General features: G+C 63.3%; 13 protein-coding genes and 1 pseudogene. 5 read left to right on the top strand and 9 right to left on the bottom strand.

Annotated features, from left to right (window positions below):
* The first annotated feature begins 10 nt into the window (after positions 1–10).
* Positions 11–328 carry a DUF3509 domain-containing protein gene (locus KHO49_RS05925; RefSeq protein WP_102861204.1) on the top strand — a complete coding sequence of 106 codons (318 nt, stop codon included), beginning with the start codon at positions 11–13 and terminating at the stop codon, positions 326–328.
* Here the strand turns inward: KHO49_RS05925 and KHO49_RS05920 are convergent.
* On the bottom strand, positions 325–825 hold the full coding sequence (locus KHO49_RS05920; protein ID WP_102861203.1) for a phosphate-starvation-inducible protein PsiE: 501 nt from the start codon (positions 823–825) through the stop codon (positions 325–327). The two genes, KHO49_RS05925 and KHO49_RS05920, sit on opposite strands and share 4 nt — an antisense overlap.
* Before the next feature lie 266 nt (positions 826–1,091).
* Here KHO49_RS05920 and KHO49_RS05915 point away from each other — a divergent pair.
* Positions 1,092–1,346: pseudogene (locus KHO49_RS05915) on the top strand (YebG family protein); the annotation flags it as partial.
* Between the two features lie 177 nt (positions 1,347–1,523).
* Here KHO49_RS05915 and KHO49_RS05910 read toward each other — a convergent pair.
* From KHO49_RS05910 to KHO49_RS05900, 3 genes are all read right to left on the bottom strand, one after another.
* Complete coding sequence (locus tag KHO49_RS05910) at positions 1,524–1,949, bottom strand: hypothetical protein (RefSeq protein ID WP_213664752.1); 426 nt, start codon at positions 1,947–1,949, stop codon at positions 1,524–1,526.
* Positions 1,946–2,212: a hypothetical protein gene (locus KHO49_RS05905; protein WP_249735474.1), complete on the bottom strand. Its 267-nt coding sequence runs from the start codon at positions 2,210–2,212 to the stop codon at positions 1,946–1,948. The genes KHO49_RS05910 and KHO49_RS05905 overlap by 4 nt, the downstream gene beginning before the upstream one ends.
* Before the next feature lie 98 nt (positions 2,213–2,310).
* On the bottom strand, positions 2,311–3,330 hold the full coding sequence (locus KHO49_RS05900; RefSeq protein WP_102878408.1) for a Leu/Phe/Val dehydrogenase: 1,020 nt from the start codon (positions 3,328–3,330) through the stop codon (positions 2,311–2,313).
* 182 nt (positions 3,331–3,512) lie between these two features.
* Here KHO49_RS05900 and KHO49_RS05895 point away from each other — a divergent pair, with 182 nt between their 5' ends.
* Positions 3,513–4,316: a SirB1 family protein gene (locus tag KHO49_RS05895; protein ID WP_110596037.1), complete on the top strand. Its 804-nt coding sequence runs from the start codon at positions 3,513–3,515 to the stop codon at positions 4,314–4,316.
* A 59-nt stretch (positions 4,317–4,375) separates the two neighbouring features.
* Positions 4,376–4,843 carry a GNAT family N-acetyltransferase gene (locus KHO49_RS05890; protein WP_213664751.1) on the top strand — a complete coding sequence of 156 codons (468 nt, stop codon included), beginning with the start codon at positions 4,376–4,378 and terminating at the stop codon, positions 4,841–4,843.
* Positions 4,844–4,855: 12 nt separating this feature from the next.
* Here the strand turns inward: KHO49_RS05890 and KHO49_RS05885 are convergent, their stop codons facing one another.
* The 4 genes from KHO49_RS05885 to hmgA all read right to left on the bottom strand — a co-directional run bounded on the left by KHO49_RS05885 (position 4,856) and on the right by hmgA (position 9,624).
* Positions 4,856–6,226, bottom strand: coding sequence for an MFS transporter (locus tag KHO49_RS05885; protein ID WP_213664750.1), 1,371 nt, complete (start codon positions 6,224–6,226; stop codon positions 4,856–4,858).
* A 138-nt stretch (positions 6,227–6,364) separates the two neighbouring features.
* Positions 6,365–7,003, bottom strand: a complete 639-nt coding sequence (gene maiA / locus KHO49_RS05880; RefSeq protein WP_213664749.1) for a maleylacetoacetate isomerase — start codon at positions 7,001–7,003, stop codon at positions 6,365–6,367.
* Positions 7,004–7,014: 11 nt separating this feature from the next.
* The gene (gene fahA / locus KHO49_RS05875) at positions 7,015–8,316 is read right to left on the bottom strand and encodes a fumarylacetoacetase (RefSeq protein ID WP_213664748.1); all 1,302 of its coding nucleotides are present in this window, start codon (positions 8,314–8,316) and stop codon (positions 7,015–7,017) included.
* Positions 8,317–8,319: 3 nt separating this feature from the next.
* Entirely contained in the window at positions 8,320–9,624 is a 1,305-nt protein-coding gene (gene hmgA / locus KHO49_RS05870) for a homogentisate 1,2-dioxygenase (RefSeq protein ID WP_110653390.1), read from the bottom strand.
* A 167-nt stretch (positions 9,625–9,791) separates the two neighbouring features.
* Here hmgA and KHO49_RS05865 point away from each other — a divergent pair, with 167 nt between their 5' ends.
* Complete coding sequence (locus KHO49_RS05865) at positions 9,792–10,592, top strand: IclR family transcriptional regulator (protein WP_102861192.1); 801 nt, start codon at positions 9,792–9,794, stop codon at positions 10,590–10,592.
* Positions 10,593–10,602: 10 nt separating this feature from the next.
* On the opposite strand, the gene KHO49_RS05860 is transcribed toward KHO49_RS05865, so the two are convergent.
* Positions 10,603–13,155 (bottom strand): LuxR C-terminal-related transcriptional regulator, encoded by a 2,553-nt coding sequence (locus tag KHO49_RS05860; protein ID WP_213664747.1) that lies wholly within the window; start codon positions 13,153–13,155, stop codon positions 10,603–10,605.
* Positions 13,156–13,269 lie beyond the last annotated feature (114 nt).

The raw sequence follows: 13,269 nt of genomic DNA, 5'->3' as shown, positions 1-13,269 counted from the left end.
GTGACGCATCATGGACAACCCCTTTCAACTGATTACCGACACCTTCACCCCGGATTATCAGGTCAACCTGAGCATCCAGGGCCTGGACGGCAGCATCATGCTGACCTTGTCCCAGGCTGGCCGGGTGGTGGCCAAGCGCATGATCAGCGCAGCCCAGCGCAATGACCCGCAGCGCATCAAGCGCCTGGTGCAAAGCATTCAATTCGGCATCGCCATCGAGCAAGGCCACAGCGCCGTGGCCATCCTCGAAGCCATGACCAACGGCGACAGCCTCGCACTGCTGCCGTCCGCTGGGCATAAGCCCGCGCCCCAGGCCTTGCGTTTCTAGAGCTCGCCCTTCTCCACTTCCGGGTGCTCGCCGGAGCCCGCGCCGATCTTGCGTTGCGGATGTTCGATCTTCACCGAGGGAAACTGCGACGAGGCGTAGCGCACCACCAGAATGGCGAAGGCCAGCAGCAGGATGCCGCCACACAAGTAGATGATCCCCAGGTCTGGCGGGCTGTGGTGCGAGACGTTGGAAATCAGTAGCCGGGTCAGCGCGGTGATCGCCACGTAGATCAGGAAACGCACTGGCATATGGTTGGTCTTGAAGTAGATACCGACCATCGCCCCCAATTCCAGGTAGATGAACAGCAGCAGGATGTCATCGATCTTGATGTGGCCTGCCTCAAGCATCTGCAGGAATTCCATCACCGCCGCCCAGGCAGTCACCGCGCCAATGGCGAACAGCGCCAGGTAATGGAACGACTCGACAAACAGGTTGCCCAGGGACTCGGCCAGTTGATGGACGTTCTGCCGTAGGTTCTCGGCCCAATTGATTTTCACGATGGTTCTTCCTTAGGTCGGTTCGACCGGATGATGCGGATTGGACGTGACGGTTGTTCTGCATGCAGAAAAAAGGCCAGGAGCCGTCAATGAGATGGTGGCCGCCCGCAACGAGGCACGGCCCCATCACAATCGACCCGGGAAAAAAATTCCGTCTACATTAAAAAGCCACTATCCAAGGGAAAAGGATTCGCCTATTCTCTCGACCTGTATATAGATACAGTGTTTATACAGACCCATTATCGTGAAGGCATGTGAGGTGGTGAATGGCCGTCGAAGTGGTATACCGCAGCAGCCGAGATCTGGAGCGCTTGTTCATGGATAAAGCCGAAGCTGACCGTCATGACAAAATGCTCGAACTGGCTGAAGTGCTGGCGCAAGTGTTGCAAAAAGCCGTGCCGTCGCTGAGCGAGCAACAGGTGGAAGAAGCCGGGATCTACATGGCGAAGAACCGCGATGTATTCGCCAGGGCCTTCAAGAGCCAGCCGGATGCGTTGTCCGAATTGCTCAGCGCCCCCGCTCCCGCGCTGGAGGTGGTTGAAGCGCAGCAACCTGCTGAAGTCGAGGCGCCGACCAAACCGGCGAAAGCGGCCAAGGCAGCGAAATAGGCTTTACGCGAATTGAATAAGCTCTGTGTCCATGGCACAGGGCTTTTTTCATGTTTGCCGATCAAGGAGTGCCCGTGATGCAGCCGCCGGTCAAACGACTGCCGCGCCTTTCGGCTCGGGCAAATCGATCAGGTTGCGACGCAATATCGCAGTGATCTTGCCCATGAAAATCACGGGCAAATCGGTCGCGCCTCCATAAAGGTCGACCATTCCAACCTCAACCGCGCTGTCGACGATACTGGAGAACGCCTCGATATCTTCAGGCGCTATCAAAGCAACAAGGCTTTGTGGCAAATCATCCCCTCGACCATTCAATGCCAGTTGCGCTCCGGCCCTGTCCCAGGCCAGTAAACGATCTTTTTCCGGGTAGTCCTCAAGGTGCTTTAGCAAGTCATCGACAGCAGGATGAGCAATACCTTTGCTCAGGCAGTAAGTCTCCAGGCACGCCGCAGCGTACAACTGCAGGTCCCTGACAGAACACCCGATCAATGGTTTGTCGGTATGGGCCTCGGTCATGGCACAACCTCCCACACCCTGCAGCCTGGCGAGCAGTATCCGGACGCTATATCCATGGCTTCCAGGATTCTGTCTTCAAGTTCTTCAGATGCGTCATGCCTGAGCGACGCCAGATAGTTGTACACCGCCTGCGCGCCAAAGCCCCGATCCCGGTACCGCTCAAGAAGCTGGCGTATCGATTGAATATCCGCACCTTTGCGCAACAGCGAAGACAACTGCTCATCCAGGCCACTATCCAGCACTTGAGGCATCGTCGAATTCATTCCTTGTCGTTGGCCTTTGAGGGATTAGGCTCAGCCCTGCAACCTTTCCCGGGCCCTGATACTACAGAGGGCGAGCCAAAGGGATAAGACACAGATACCTAGCGGTACAGCACCCGCTCCGCCAGTTCGTCCGCAACCCGCGCCGGAGAGCGTTTTTCCGCCTGGGCGTGGGCGAAGATCTCCGTCAGCCGCAGGCTGATCTTCGACAGGTGCGCGGTGATCACCGGGAGTTCCTCATTGCGATGCTTGAGGGACACATAGATCAGGCCACCCGAATTGATCACGTAGTCCGGCGCATAGAGAATCCCGCGCCGCTCCAGTTGATCGGCCACTTGCAGGTTGGTCAGTTGATTGTTGGCCGAACCGGCCACCGCCGCGCAGCGCAACTGGGCCACGCTGAGGCTGTTGAGCACGGCGCCCAGGCCGCAAGGGGCGAGAATGTCGCAAGGGGTGCTGAGCAACGAATCGTTGGCGACGGGATGCGCCCCGAGTTGCTCCATAGCCAACTGCACCTTGCCGGCATCAATGTCGCTGACCAGCAGCTCGGCACCAGCGGCGTGCAGTTGCTCGGCCAGGGCAAAGCCGACGTTGCCCAGGCCCTGGATTGCCACCCGCAGGCCTTCCAGGTTGTCGCTGCCCAGGCGGGCCATGGCGGTGCTGCGAATCCCGGCGAATACGCCCATGGCGGTGTGGGGCGACGGGTCTCCGGCGGCGCTGGTGCTGGTGACGTAGCGGGTCTGCTGAGCGATGCAGTCCATGTCGGCCACCGAAGTGCCGCTATCGATGGCGGTGATGTAGCGCCCGTCCAGTTGCTCGATGCAACGGCCAAAGGCCTCGAACAGCGCCGCGCGGTTTTCCACATGGGCGGGACGGATGATCACCGCGGTACCGCCGCCTTGAGGCAAGCCGGCCAGGGCCGCCTTGTAGCTCATGCCCTGGGCCAGTCGCGCAGCGTCTTCCACGGCACTGGTGGTGTCGGGATAGGCCAGATAACGGCAACCGCCCAGGGCGGGCCCCAGGCGGTTGTTGTGGATGGCGATCACTGCCTTCAACCCGGTGCTGGGGTCGACGCTGAGGTGCAGCGATTCAAGGCGAGTGCTGTGCATGAGAGCGAACATCGACGGGCTCCCGAATCACTTCTTGTAGTCGCCAGTATAGGCTTGCGCCTGGAATTTGCTGCGCCACGCAGGAATAAGCCGCGGGCTTTTGCAGGCATTGGGAAATAACCTGCTACCACCTGTGTCAGCACTGGACGAACCTGCGCCACGAGGCTAAAACGAGGCATCCGTCGGAGGTTGAGATGAACCCGCGCCAAGCCTTTTTCGCCTGCCTGCACCGCTCGCCACCAGCCCTGCTGGAAGCGGCCCTGTGGATTGCCGCCGAGCATGCACCAAAACTTGTGCCCGAGCGTCACTTGGAAGCCTTCAAGGAGATCCAGCTGCAGATCGGCAGCAGCCTGCCTCATCTACCGCCGAACGAACTGGGCCAGCCACTGTTGCGGCGCATGAACGACCTGGGCTTCCAGCAGGACGAGCACCTGCCCCTGCGCCCCCAGGCGGCGCTGATGGACAAGGTCCTGGAATCGCGCCGCGGGCAACCCCTGGCCCTGGCCCTGATTGCCCTGGAGCTGGCACAACGGCTGCAGATTCCCCTGGTGGGGGTGAACTTCCCCGGGCACTTCCTGCTGCGGGTGCCCGGCGCCGACCATCTGCTCGATCCCTGCGGCGGACGCCGACTGTACCCCGCCGACTGCCGGGAACTGCTGCAACGCCAGTACGGCGCCCATATCAAGCTCAGTGCCGAACACCTGGCCAGTGCCGAGCCGCTGCAGATGTTCCAGCGCCTGTCGCGCAATCTGCGCCAGTTACACCTGTCCTACGACGACAACCTGGCGGCCCTGATCAATGCCGAGCGCGTGCTGGAACTGGGCAACGGCAGCGCCGCCGACTACCTGGCCCGGGCCAGCCTCTATCAACGCCTGGAGTGCCCGAATGCCGAGCGCTTCGACCTGGAGCACGCCTTGCTGCTCAGCGACGACCCGATCCAGCGCCTGCGCCTGACCGAGCGCCTGGGGCACCTGCCGCCCAACACCGTGGTCCACTGATCGCATCCCGGACCGGGCTCTGGCAGGATGCTCGGCTCACTCCACGGAACGGGCACAGCATGCTGATCAGAAAAGCACATAGCGGCGACGCGCAACGGGTCTTCGACATTCGTAACCAAGCCATCAACCACCAGTGCCGCGGCCACTACCCCGACGCCGACTTGCAGGTATGGACCGCCGGCAGCCTGGCGGACTACTTCATCGAAGTGGTGGAAAACACCGGCTACGTGGCCGTCATCGACGACCAGGTAACCGCCAGCGGTCTGCTCGACCTGGAGACCGGACAGGTCGACGCGGTGTTCGTCGACCCGGCCTACATGGGCCAGGGGATTGGCCGGCAGATGATGGCTTACCTTGAGGAACGGGCCCTGCAAGCCGAGCTGCCGCACCTGATCCTGGACTCGACCTTGAATGCCGCCGACTTCTACCGTCATTGCGGTTTCGTTGGCGAGCGGATCGCCCAGTACCAGTCGCCCCGGGGCCTGACCCTGGCCTGCGTGCCGATGATCAAGCACCTGGCACGCTGAACCGACAGCACATCAGGACTTGAGCGGCGCCTGCAGCTCCGGGGCCGCTCCCGCACCACCCGCACAAGCCTCGGACGGCGAGCGCACCTGGATGATCAGCAAGGCCGCCAGTACCGCTGGAATCGCGCAGAAGAAGAAAATCTGCTGCACCGGGATATGCATCGCCAGCAGCATGCTGCCGAACAAGGGCCCGAGGATCGAACCGAAGCGTCCCACCCCCAGCGCCCAGCCGGTGCCGGTGGCGCGCACCTGAGCCGGATAGAAATTACTGGCGAAGGCATTGAGGGTCAGTTGCCCACCGATGATGCAAAAACCGGCGGCGAACACGAACACCACCAGATAACGCGGGTTGTCGTGATTCAAGCCCAGCAACACCGTGCACAGTGCCGCGGCGCCGAGCACGGCCGCCAGCAGGCGCACCTTGCGCTTGAGGCGGTCGGCGAACCAGGCCATGCAGATCGCCCCCAAGGTGCCGGCAAAGAGGAACATCGAGGTCACCAGATTGGCCTGTTTCAGGGCCAGGCCACTTTCCAGCAGCAAGGTCGGCAACCAACTGATCATGAAGTACAGGAGGATCAGGCTGACAAAAAACGTCGACCAGATCAGCAGCGTTGGTCGCGCATAGCCCTGGCGAAACAGCTCCAGCACCGTGAGCTTGCTGCCTGCCGGTGCTTCAGTGGCGTCGCTGACAACCGGCGGTGGCTGCCAGTGCGGGAGCATCTGCGCAGTGACCTTGCGCAAGCGCGCATAAGGTGGCGCATCCCGCAGCAAGCGCGGCAGGGATTCGGGCAGGCGCCAGACCAGGAACGGAAACAGCAACAACGGCGTGATCCCACCGGCCAGGAACACCGCCTCCCAACCGAAGCGGTCGATGAAACCGGCAGCGACAAAACCACCGGCAGCGCCACCGAACGAGAAACCGCAGGCGGCCAAGGTCACCATCAAGGTGCGCAAGCGTGGCGGCGAATACTCGGACATCAGGGCCATGGCGCTGGGCATGGCGCCGCCCATGCCGATCCCGCAGATAAAGCGCGCGGCCATCAGGCTGTCGAGGGAATTGGCGAACACCATCAGCACCGTCAGGCTGGCGTAGATCAGCACGCAACCGAGCAGGATCCGTCGCACCCCGAACCGGTCTGCCAGAGGTGTCACTGCCAGAGAGCCGAGAGTCAAGCCCAGCAGGTTGGCGCTGAACACCGGGCCGAAGGCGGACTTTTCCAGGCCCCAGTCCTGGGCCAGGGCCGGCACCACATAACCCAGGACCTGGGCATCGTAGCCGTCAGTGACCAGCAGCAAGGCGAGAAGCAACAGGAGCAACCACTGATAGCGGGACACCGGGCGGGCGTCGAGCGCAGCACGAAAGCTGGCAATCTGATTTTGCATCGCAAGGTACCTGTTCATTTTTTATGGTTATGAGCAGCAGTGTTGCGCAGGTCACAGGCGGTGACCGCTCAAGCCCCGTTGCGGGGCCCGGGTGATACGGATGCCACGCTGCCCCGTACACCGGGGCAGCGTGCAGGCTCAGGCCGGGGTGTCCGGCTGGTTGGCCGGGTGCGCAGCCTGGAACGCCGGGTGCGCCGCAGCCAGGGCTGCGACTCGGAGAATCCGTGGATACTCATCCAGAGACACCTTGAAGCGCTCGGCGGCGTACAGCTGGGGAATCAGGAACACATCGGCCAGCCCCGGCTCATCGCCGAAACAGAAGCCGTGGTCACCGATCAGTTGTTCCAGGGCCGCCAGGCCCTGGCTGATCCAATGGTCGATCCACACCAGCAACTGCTCTTCTTCATGCCCCCATTCCCGCAGCAGGTTCTGGGTGCTGGAGTTGTGCAGCGGGTGGATGTCGCAGCCGATGATCGCCGCCACCGCACGCTCCCGGGCGCGACTGACCAGATCCTTGGACAGCAGCGGCACCTGTGGATAACGCTCTTCCAGGTACTCGATGATCGCCAGCGACTGGATCAGCAGGTCGCCGTCGTCGGTGCGCAGGGCCGGCACCCTGCCCTGGGGGTTGATCTCCAGGTACTCCGGCTGGCGGTTGGCGCCGCCCTTGGGCACCAGCAGATTGACCGGGATGGCCTGGAATTCCAGGCCCTTGAGGGCCAGGGCAATCCGCACCCGGTAGGACGCGGTGGAACGGTAGTAGGTATAGAGCTGCATGGGGCTCTCCCTTAACGTGCCGGTTGGACCGTGCCCCGGCATTCGCCGAAGCCGATGGAGGCGAAACCTTCGCGGCGGCAACGCCCGCGCAGAATGATTTCATCGCCGTCTTCGAGGAACTTGCGCACCTCACCGGAAGCCAGCTCGATGGGCTTCTTGCCGCCTTCGGTGATCTCCAGCAGGCTGCCGAACTGACCGCTCTGCGGGCCGGACAAGGTGCCCGAACCAAACAGGTCACCGGCCTGCAACTGGCAGCCGTTGACGCTGTGGTGCGCCACCATCTGCGCCACGGTCCAGTACATGTACTGGGTGTTGCTCAGGGTCAGGCGGTGAGCCGGCAAGCCCTGCTCGCGCATGGCCTGGGTGATCAGCAGCACTTCCAGCTCGATGTCGAAGCCGCCAGCGGCCTGATCGCGCTTGTCCAGCAGATAAGGCAAGGGTTGCGGGTCGCCTTCAGGACGCTGGGGCTGGGCCTGGCGGAACGGCTCCAGGGCTTCGGCGGTCACCACCCAGGGCGAAATGCTGGTGATGAAACTCTTCGACAGGAATGGCCCCAGCGGCTGGTATTCCCAGGCCTGGATATCCCGCGCCGACCAGTCGTTGAGCAGGCAGAAACCGGCAATGTGCTCAGCGGCGTCGCCAATCGCGATGGGCTCGCCCATCTCGTTACCCTGGCCAATCCAGATGCCCAGTTCCAGTTCATAGTCCAGGCGTGCGCAGGGGCCGAAGGTCGGCTCGCTCTGCCCGGCCGGCAGGGTCTGGCCCTTGGGCCGGCGCACATCGGCACCGGAGACGCGGATGGTCGAGGCGCGACCGTGGTAGCCGATGGGCACGTACTTGTAGTTGGGCAACAGGGGGTTGTCGGGACGAAACAGCTTGCCGACGTTCTGCGCGTGCTCGATGCCGACATAGAAGTCGGTGTAGTCATTGATCTTGGCCGGCAGGTGCATCTGGCAGTCCGCCGCCAGGGGCAGCAGTTTCGCGCCCAGGGCTTGGATCTTGTCGCGCAGGCTGCTGCCCTCGCTCAGCAGTTCCAGCAGGCGCTCACGCAGGGCGACGCGGGCCGGACGGCCAAGCTGGAAGAAAGCGTTCAACTGACCACCACGGGCAGCTTGCACCGCGGCCTTGGCCTGGCCTTCGAACAGGCCGGCCTCCAGCGCCGCTTCCAGGTCGAAAATCTGTTCGCCAATGGCAACGCCACTGCGGGGCGCCGAACCCTGGGTGCTGAAGACCCCCAGGGGCAGGTTCTGCAACGGGAAGTCGGGGTGACCGTTGGCGGACTCGACCCAGCTACGGGTGATGGTTGAGGTCATGGGTTATCTCCGATTCGGGTTGAAGGTGGCGGGCAGCGAGGCCCAGCAAGCATCGTAGTCGTTCTGCAGTTGCGGGCATTCCAGGGCGAACTGGCTGGGACGCAGCACCTGGCTGGTCTCGAACATGAAGGCCATGGTGTTGTCGATCTTCGAAGGTTGCAGCTCGACGTTGATCGCCTTGGTGCAGGTCTCGCCGTCCGGACCGTGGGCGCTCATGCAGCTGTGCAGGGACGCGCCGCCGGGCAGGAAGCCTTCGGCCTTGGCATCGTAGGCGCCCTGGATCAGGCCCATGAATTCGTTCATCAGGTTGCGGTGGAACCACGGTGGACGGAAGGTGTTCTCAGCCACCATCCAACGCGGCGGGAAGATCACGAAGTCGAGGTTGGCCAGACCCGGCACGCTGGTGGGTGAGGTCAACACGGTGAAGATCGACGGGTCCGGGTGATCGAAGCTGACAGTACCGATGGTGTTGAAACGGCGCAGGTCATATTTGTAGGGCACGTTGTTGCCGTGCCAGGCCACCACGTTGAGCGGCGAATGGTCGAGTTCGCAGCCCCAGAGTTCGCCGAGGAACTTCTGCACCAGGGTGGTGGGCTGCTTGAGGTCTTCGTAGTGGGCCACCGGGCTCAGGAAGTCCCGGGGATTGGCCAGGCCGTTGCTGCCAATGGGGCCCAGGTCAGGCAGGCGCAGCGGCGCACCATGGTTCTCGGCAATGTAGCCACGGGCTTGCGGGTCCAGCAGCTCAACGCGGAATTTCAGGCCGCGAGGCAGCACGGCGATTTCCAGGGGTTCCAGCTCCAGCACGCCCAGTTCGGTAGCAATGCGCAGGCGGCCCTGTTCCGGCACCAGGAGCATTTCCCCGTCGGCGTTGAAGAACACCCGCTCCATGGAGCGGTTGGCGCGGTAGTGATAGACGCTGATGCCGGAAGGACTCTGCGCTGCAGAGTTGGCCACCATGGCCACCAGGCCATCAATGAAATCGGTGGGTTCGGCAGGAATCGGCAACGGGTTCCAACGCAGGCGGTTGGGGGTCACCTCTCCCAAGGAGCCGCCCGCCAACTGGCGCTCGAGCTTGGCGAACGCCGGGTGATTGGCCGAGGGCTGGATGCGGTACATCCAGGTGCGCCGGGCTTCGCTGCGGGTCATGGTGAAGGCGGTGCCGGAAAACAATTCGGCGTACAGGCCGTAAGGGGCTTTTTGCGGGGAGTTCTGGCCGACGGGCAGTGCGCCCGGCAGGGCTTCGCTGGCGAATTCATTGCCAAAGCCCGATTGGTAGCTGAGGGCCGACGCCGAAGAATCGAGGTTCATGGAGCCTCCTGGAAGTTGGAATAGGCAGGGGCCCACCACTCCTTCACAAGAGTTATCGGCACGCCTGGGTTATTTTTATCGTAATCCAATTACGCATAACGTAATTTGATTGCCTATGAGCGTCAAGCTATAAAGACCGCCACTTGTAACGGGACCCCGACACCTCCATGGAAAAGCCGCGCAGCACCAGCGACAGCACCGGTAAACAGAAAGTCCGCTCGGCCGAAGTCGGCACCGACATCCTCAAGGCCCTGGCCGAACTGTCACCGGCCACTTCTCTTTCGCGTCTGGCCGAACATGTGCAAATGCCGGCGAGCAAGGTGCACCGTTACCTGCAGGCGTTGATCGCCAGCGGTTTTGCCGAGCAGAACACCGCCACCAATCACTACGGCCTGGGCCGTGAAGCCTTGCGGGTGGGGCTGGCGGCCCTGGGCAGCATGGATGTATTGAAAGTGGGCGCCCTGCCCCTGGCGGAACTGCGGGACGAATTGAACGAAACCTGCTTCCTCGCGGTGTGGGGCAATCAGGGCGCGACCGTGGTGCACATCGAGCCGGCGGTGCGAGCGGTGACCGTGGTCACTCAATTGGGCTCGGTGCTGCCCCTGCTCAGCTCATCCACCGGGCTGGTGTTCAACGCCTACCTGCCACAACGGGAAACCCTCGATCTGCGCCAGCAGGAACTCTCCACAGGTGCCCCCCATGCCCTGGCCGACCCGCAGGTCCACGACGCACTGGCCGAGCAGATCCGCCAGCGCGGCTTGCACCATGTCCACGGTTTACTGATGCCTGGGGTCGATGCCCTGTCGGCGCCGGTATTCGATGCCACCGGCAAGATCGCCGCGGTGCTGACCGTGGTAGGGCCGACGTCGCTGTTCCACGCCGATGAACATGGACCCGCGGCCCAACGCCTGCTGGCGGCCAGCTCTGCGGTGAGCTGGCGCATGGGTTATCAACCGCAGCCCGAGTAACCGGCGCGCCTCAACTCATCAGCCCCAGGGCCTGGGCCTTGGCCACCGCCTGGGTGCGCCGCTCGACCCCCAGCTTGCTGTGAATCCTGCGGCCGTGGGTCTTCACCGTGTGCAGGGAGATGAACAACTGCTCGGCAATCTGCTGGTTCGAGCAGCCCTGGGCAATCAATTGCAGCACTTGCAACTCCCGCAGGCTGAGCAGGCTGTCGTGATCCTCCTGCGGCGCCGCGAGCGTGGTTGGCGGGCTGTCCAGTGCTTGCAACAACGCTGGTTGTCGCAGGCGCAACTCGTGCAGGGCCTGGGGCAGATTGCAGCGCGCCACCCGCTCCTGCCCGGCCTGCAACGCCTGCGCCGCCAAGGCTTGATCGCCGAGGATGAAGGCCACCTCGGCCAGGGCCAATTGCACCTGTGCCTCCAGCCCCAGCATGCCGTGGCGCTGGGCCCGTGCCAGCAGCCCCTGCAACGTGGCCACCGGTGCCTGGGCCCGCCCCAGATGGACCTCGGCCAGCACCAGCAGGTACTCAATGCTCGGAATCAATTCCAGGGAGGCCGGCGGCGCCTGCAGGGCCTGGGGCCCACGAAAGTGCCGGAGCACCCGGCTCAAGGCTTCGTGAGCCAGTTCCGCTCGGCCCTGCTGCAGCCAGAGCTGGCTGCTGACCTGCAACAGCACGCCACGGTAGACCGTGTCCGGGATCTGCCGTTGCTGCATCAGCCGCTCGGCGTCCCGCAGGCGCACGAACGCCTGGGCGTAGTCGCCCTGGTTGGCCGCCAACTGGGCCTCACCGAGAAAGCCATACAAGGCGCGCTTGTCATGACTGACCAGGCAATCCTCAAGCCCTCGGCGAAAATACTCGGCTGCTTGCCCATCGTTTCCCTGGCGCAACGCCAGCCGGCCGAGGCGCAAGGCCAGGCGCCCGAGCAAGGGTGTGGCGCGCAGCGCTTGCCCGGACAAACGCTCGATCACCTGTTCCAGCAAACTTTGCGCCCGATGGGGCGCGCCGCGTTGTTCCAGCAATTGGGCATGATCGAGCTCCAGCAAGCCTTCGAACAACAACGCATCCTGGGCCCGGGCCAGACACAACGCCTCACGATTGAGGGACTGGGCCACCTCCAGCTCGCCGCACAACAGCGCTTGCTGGGTCAGGCCGGACAGGCACAGCAAACGGGTGGTCCAGGCGCCGTCCTCCAACTCGTTCAAGGCTTCGCGAAAGTGCTGCCGCGCGGCCTCCATCCGCCCGCCCAGGTGCAACAGCCACCCTTGCTGCGCCTGCCAGCGAGCCAGCAGCTGACGTTGTTCAACCGCCGAAGGTTGCGGTGCAAACCGTGCCATCTGGGCCATGCATTGCCCGGCCTGTTCGAAGCGTCCGGCAAACAGCATGGCCGCCACCAGCAACCCCAGTAACTGCGGACTGCCCAGCAGCAACTCGGCGCCCTGGCGCTCATGCAGTTGCAACAGCAACAAGCCATTGTGCTGCTGGAACAGGAACTCAATATTGAAATGCTCCAGCAGGCTGACCGCGACTTCGTACTCCTGGGCCAATAGCGCCTGCTCAAAGGCCGATTGCCAATCCTCCTGAGCGGTAAACCACTGGCACGCCCGCCGATGCCAGGAGCGCCCGGCGGGCCAGGCCTCATGCCGCATCAGCCGGGCCAGGGGTGCAAACACCTGCAGCCAGTCGGCACCGCCTTCCCAGGGTTCGATAAAGCAGCCCAGGTCCTGCAGGGTACGCAGGTACTGGGCCCCTTCTCCGGCGCCAAACAGGTGCTCGCACAACTCGGCATTGAACCGCGGCATCTGGGCCAGCACTTGCCAGACTTCCGCCAGTTCCGCCGGTAACACGCTGAACAGCTCATGCTCCAGGTATTCGAGCAAGGTATTGGGGCGCCCTGGCTTGCAGGGTTGGGTCACCCGCTCGCTGCCATCGAGCAAGGCGATGCGCACCCCGGCACACCAGCCGCCACTGCGCTGCAGGATGCTGCTGGCGGTCTGGGCACACAAAGGTTGCGGCAAACGTTGCAGCAGTTGCTCGATATCACGCTGGCTGAAGGCCAGGGCGCTGCCGTCCAGTTCGTAGAGCTGGTCGTCCAGCAACAGGCGTGGCCAGTTGCATTGGGGGCGGCGGCGACTGCCGATCCACCAAGTGAGCAAGGGGTTGTCGATGCTCAGCAAGCGGTCCAGCAGCCCGTCCAGCTCCGGAGCCGGCAAACGGCAATAGTCATCAATGCACAGCCAGGCCGGACTGGGCAGATGAGCCAGGTGTAACAGCAGCGCGGCGGGATCGGCATCGGCCTGGTCCAAGGCGTCGGCCAGGACACGACACAAGTCTTCAGGACTCTGGCACGCACCGCCCAGGGGCAACCAGATGACCCGGCACGAAGCGGGGGCCTGCTGCAGGCATTCGCTGAGCAGGGCGGTCTTGCCACTGCCGGCGGGGGCACACAACAACTTGACCCGCGCACTGGAGGCCAGCAACGGCGTACTCAGGTGGTCGCGTGGAGAATGATGAGAAGACAAACGGGGCATGAACCCGGGACGCTCTGGACAACGAGTCATGGCAGTCATTGCGGCGAGCCTTTTTATAGTTTTAGCCAGCGTGCCCCCACCCTAGCCTCGACCTCCCGACCTGTTGAAGAAGTATTCAGCGGGCTGATCCTCTGCCATAAAAAAGGCGACCGG

Source organism: Pseudomonas sp. RC4D1 (assembly GCF_018390395.1).
Taxonomy (GTDB): Bacteria; Pseudomonadota; Gammaproteobacteria; order Pseudomonadales; family Pseudomonadaceae; genus Aquipseudomonas; species Aquipseudomonas danubii.
This window is presented reverse-complemented; position numbering and strand designations above follow the sequence as displayed.

Bases quoted from the DNA above. Each gene is read 5' to 3' on its own strand.
- KHO49_RS05925 (WP_102861204.1), top strand. From the start codon at position 11: ATGGACAACCCCTTTCAACTGATTACCGACACCTTCACCCCGGATTAT.
- KHO49_RS05910 (WP_213664752.1), bottom strand. From the start codon at position 1,949: ATGACCGAGGCCCATACCGACAAACCATTGATCGGGTGTTCTGTCAGG.
- KHO49_RS05905 (WP_249735474.1), bottom strand. From the start codon at position 2,212: ATGAATTCGACGATGCCTCAAGTGCTGGATAGTGGCCTGGATGAGCAG.
- KHO49_RS05900 (WP_102878408.1), bottom strand. From the start codon at position 3,330: ATGTTCGCTCTCATGCACAGCACTCGCCTTGAATCGCTGCACCTCAGC.
- KHO49_RS05895 (WP_110596037.1), top strand. From the start codon at position 3,513: ATGAACCCGCGCCAAGCCTTTTTCGCCTGCCTGCACCGCTCGCCACCA.
- KHO49_RS05890 (WP_213664751.1), top strand. From the start codon at position 4,376: ATGCTGATCAGAAAAGCACATAGCGGCGACGCGCAACGGGTCTTCGAC.
- KHO49_RS05885 (WP_213664750.1), bottom strand. From the start codon at position 6,226: ATGCAAAATCAGATTGCCAGCTTTCGTGCTGCGCTCGACGCCCGCCCG.
- maiA (WP_213664749.1), bottom strand. From the start codon at position 7,003: ATGCAGCTCTATACCTACTACCGTTCCACCGCGTCCTACCGGGTGCGG.
- fahA (WP_213664748.1), bottom strand. From the start codon at position 8,316: ATGACCTCAACCATCACCCGTAGCTGGGTCGAGTCCGCCAACGGTCAC.
- hmgA (WP_110653390.1), bottom strand. From the start codon at position 9,624: ATGAACCTCGATTCTTCGGCGTCGGCCCTCAGCTACCAATCGGGCTTT.
- KHO49_RS05865 (WP_102861192.1), top strand. From the start codon at position 9,792: ATGGAAAAGCCGCGCAGCACCAGCGACAGCACCGGTAAACAGAAAGTC.
- KHO49_RS05860 (WP_213664747.1), bottom strand. From the start codon at position 13,155: ATGACTGCCATGACTCGTTGTCCAGAGCGTCCCGGGTTCATGCCCCGT.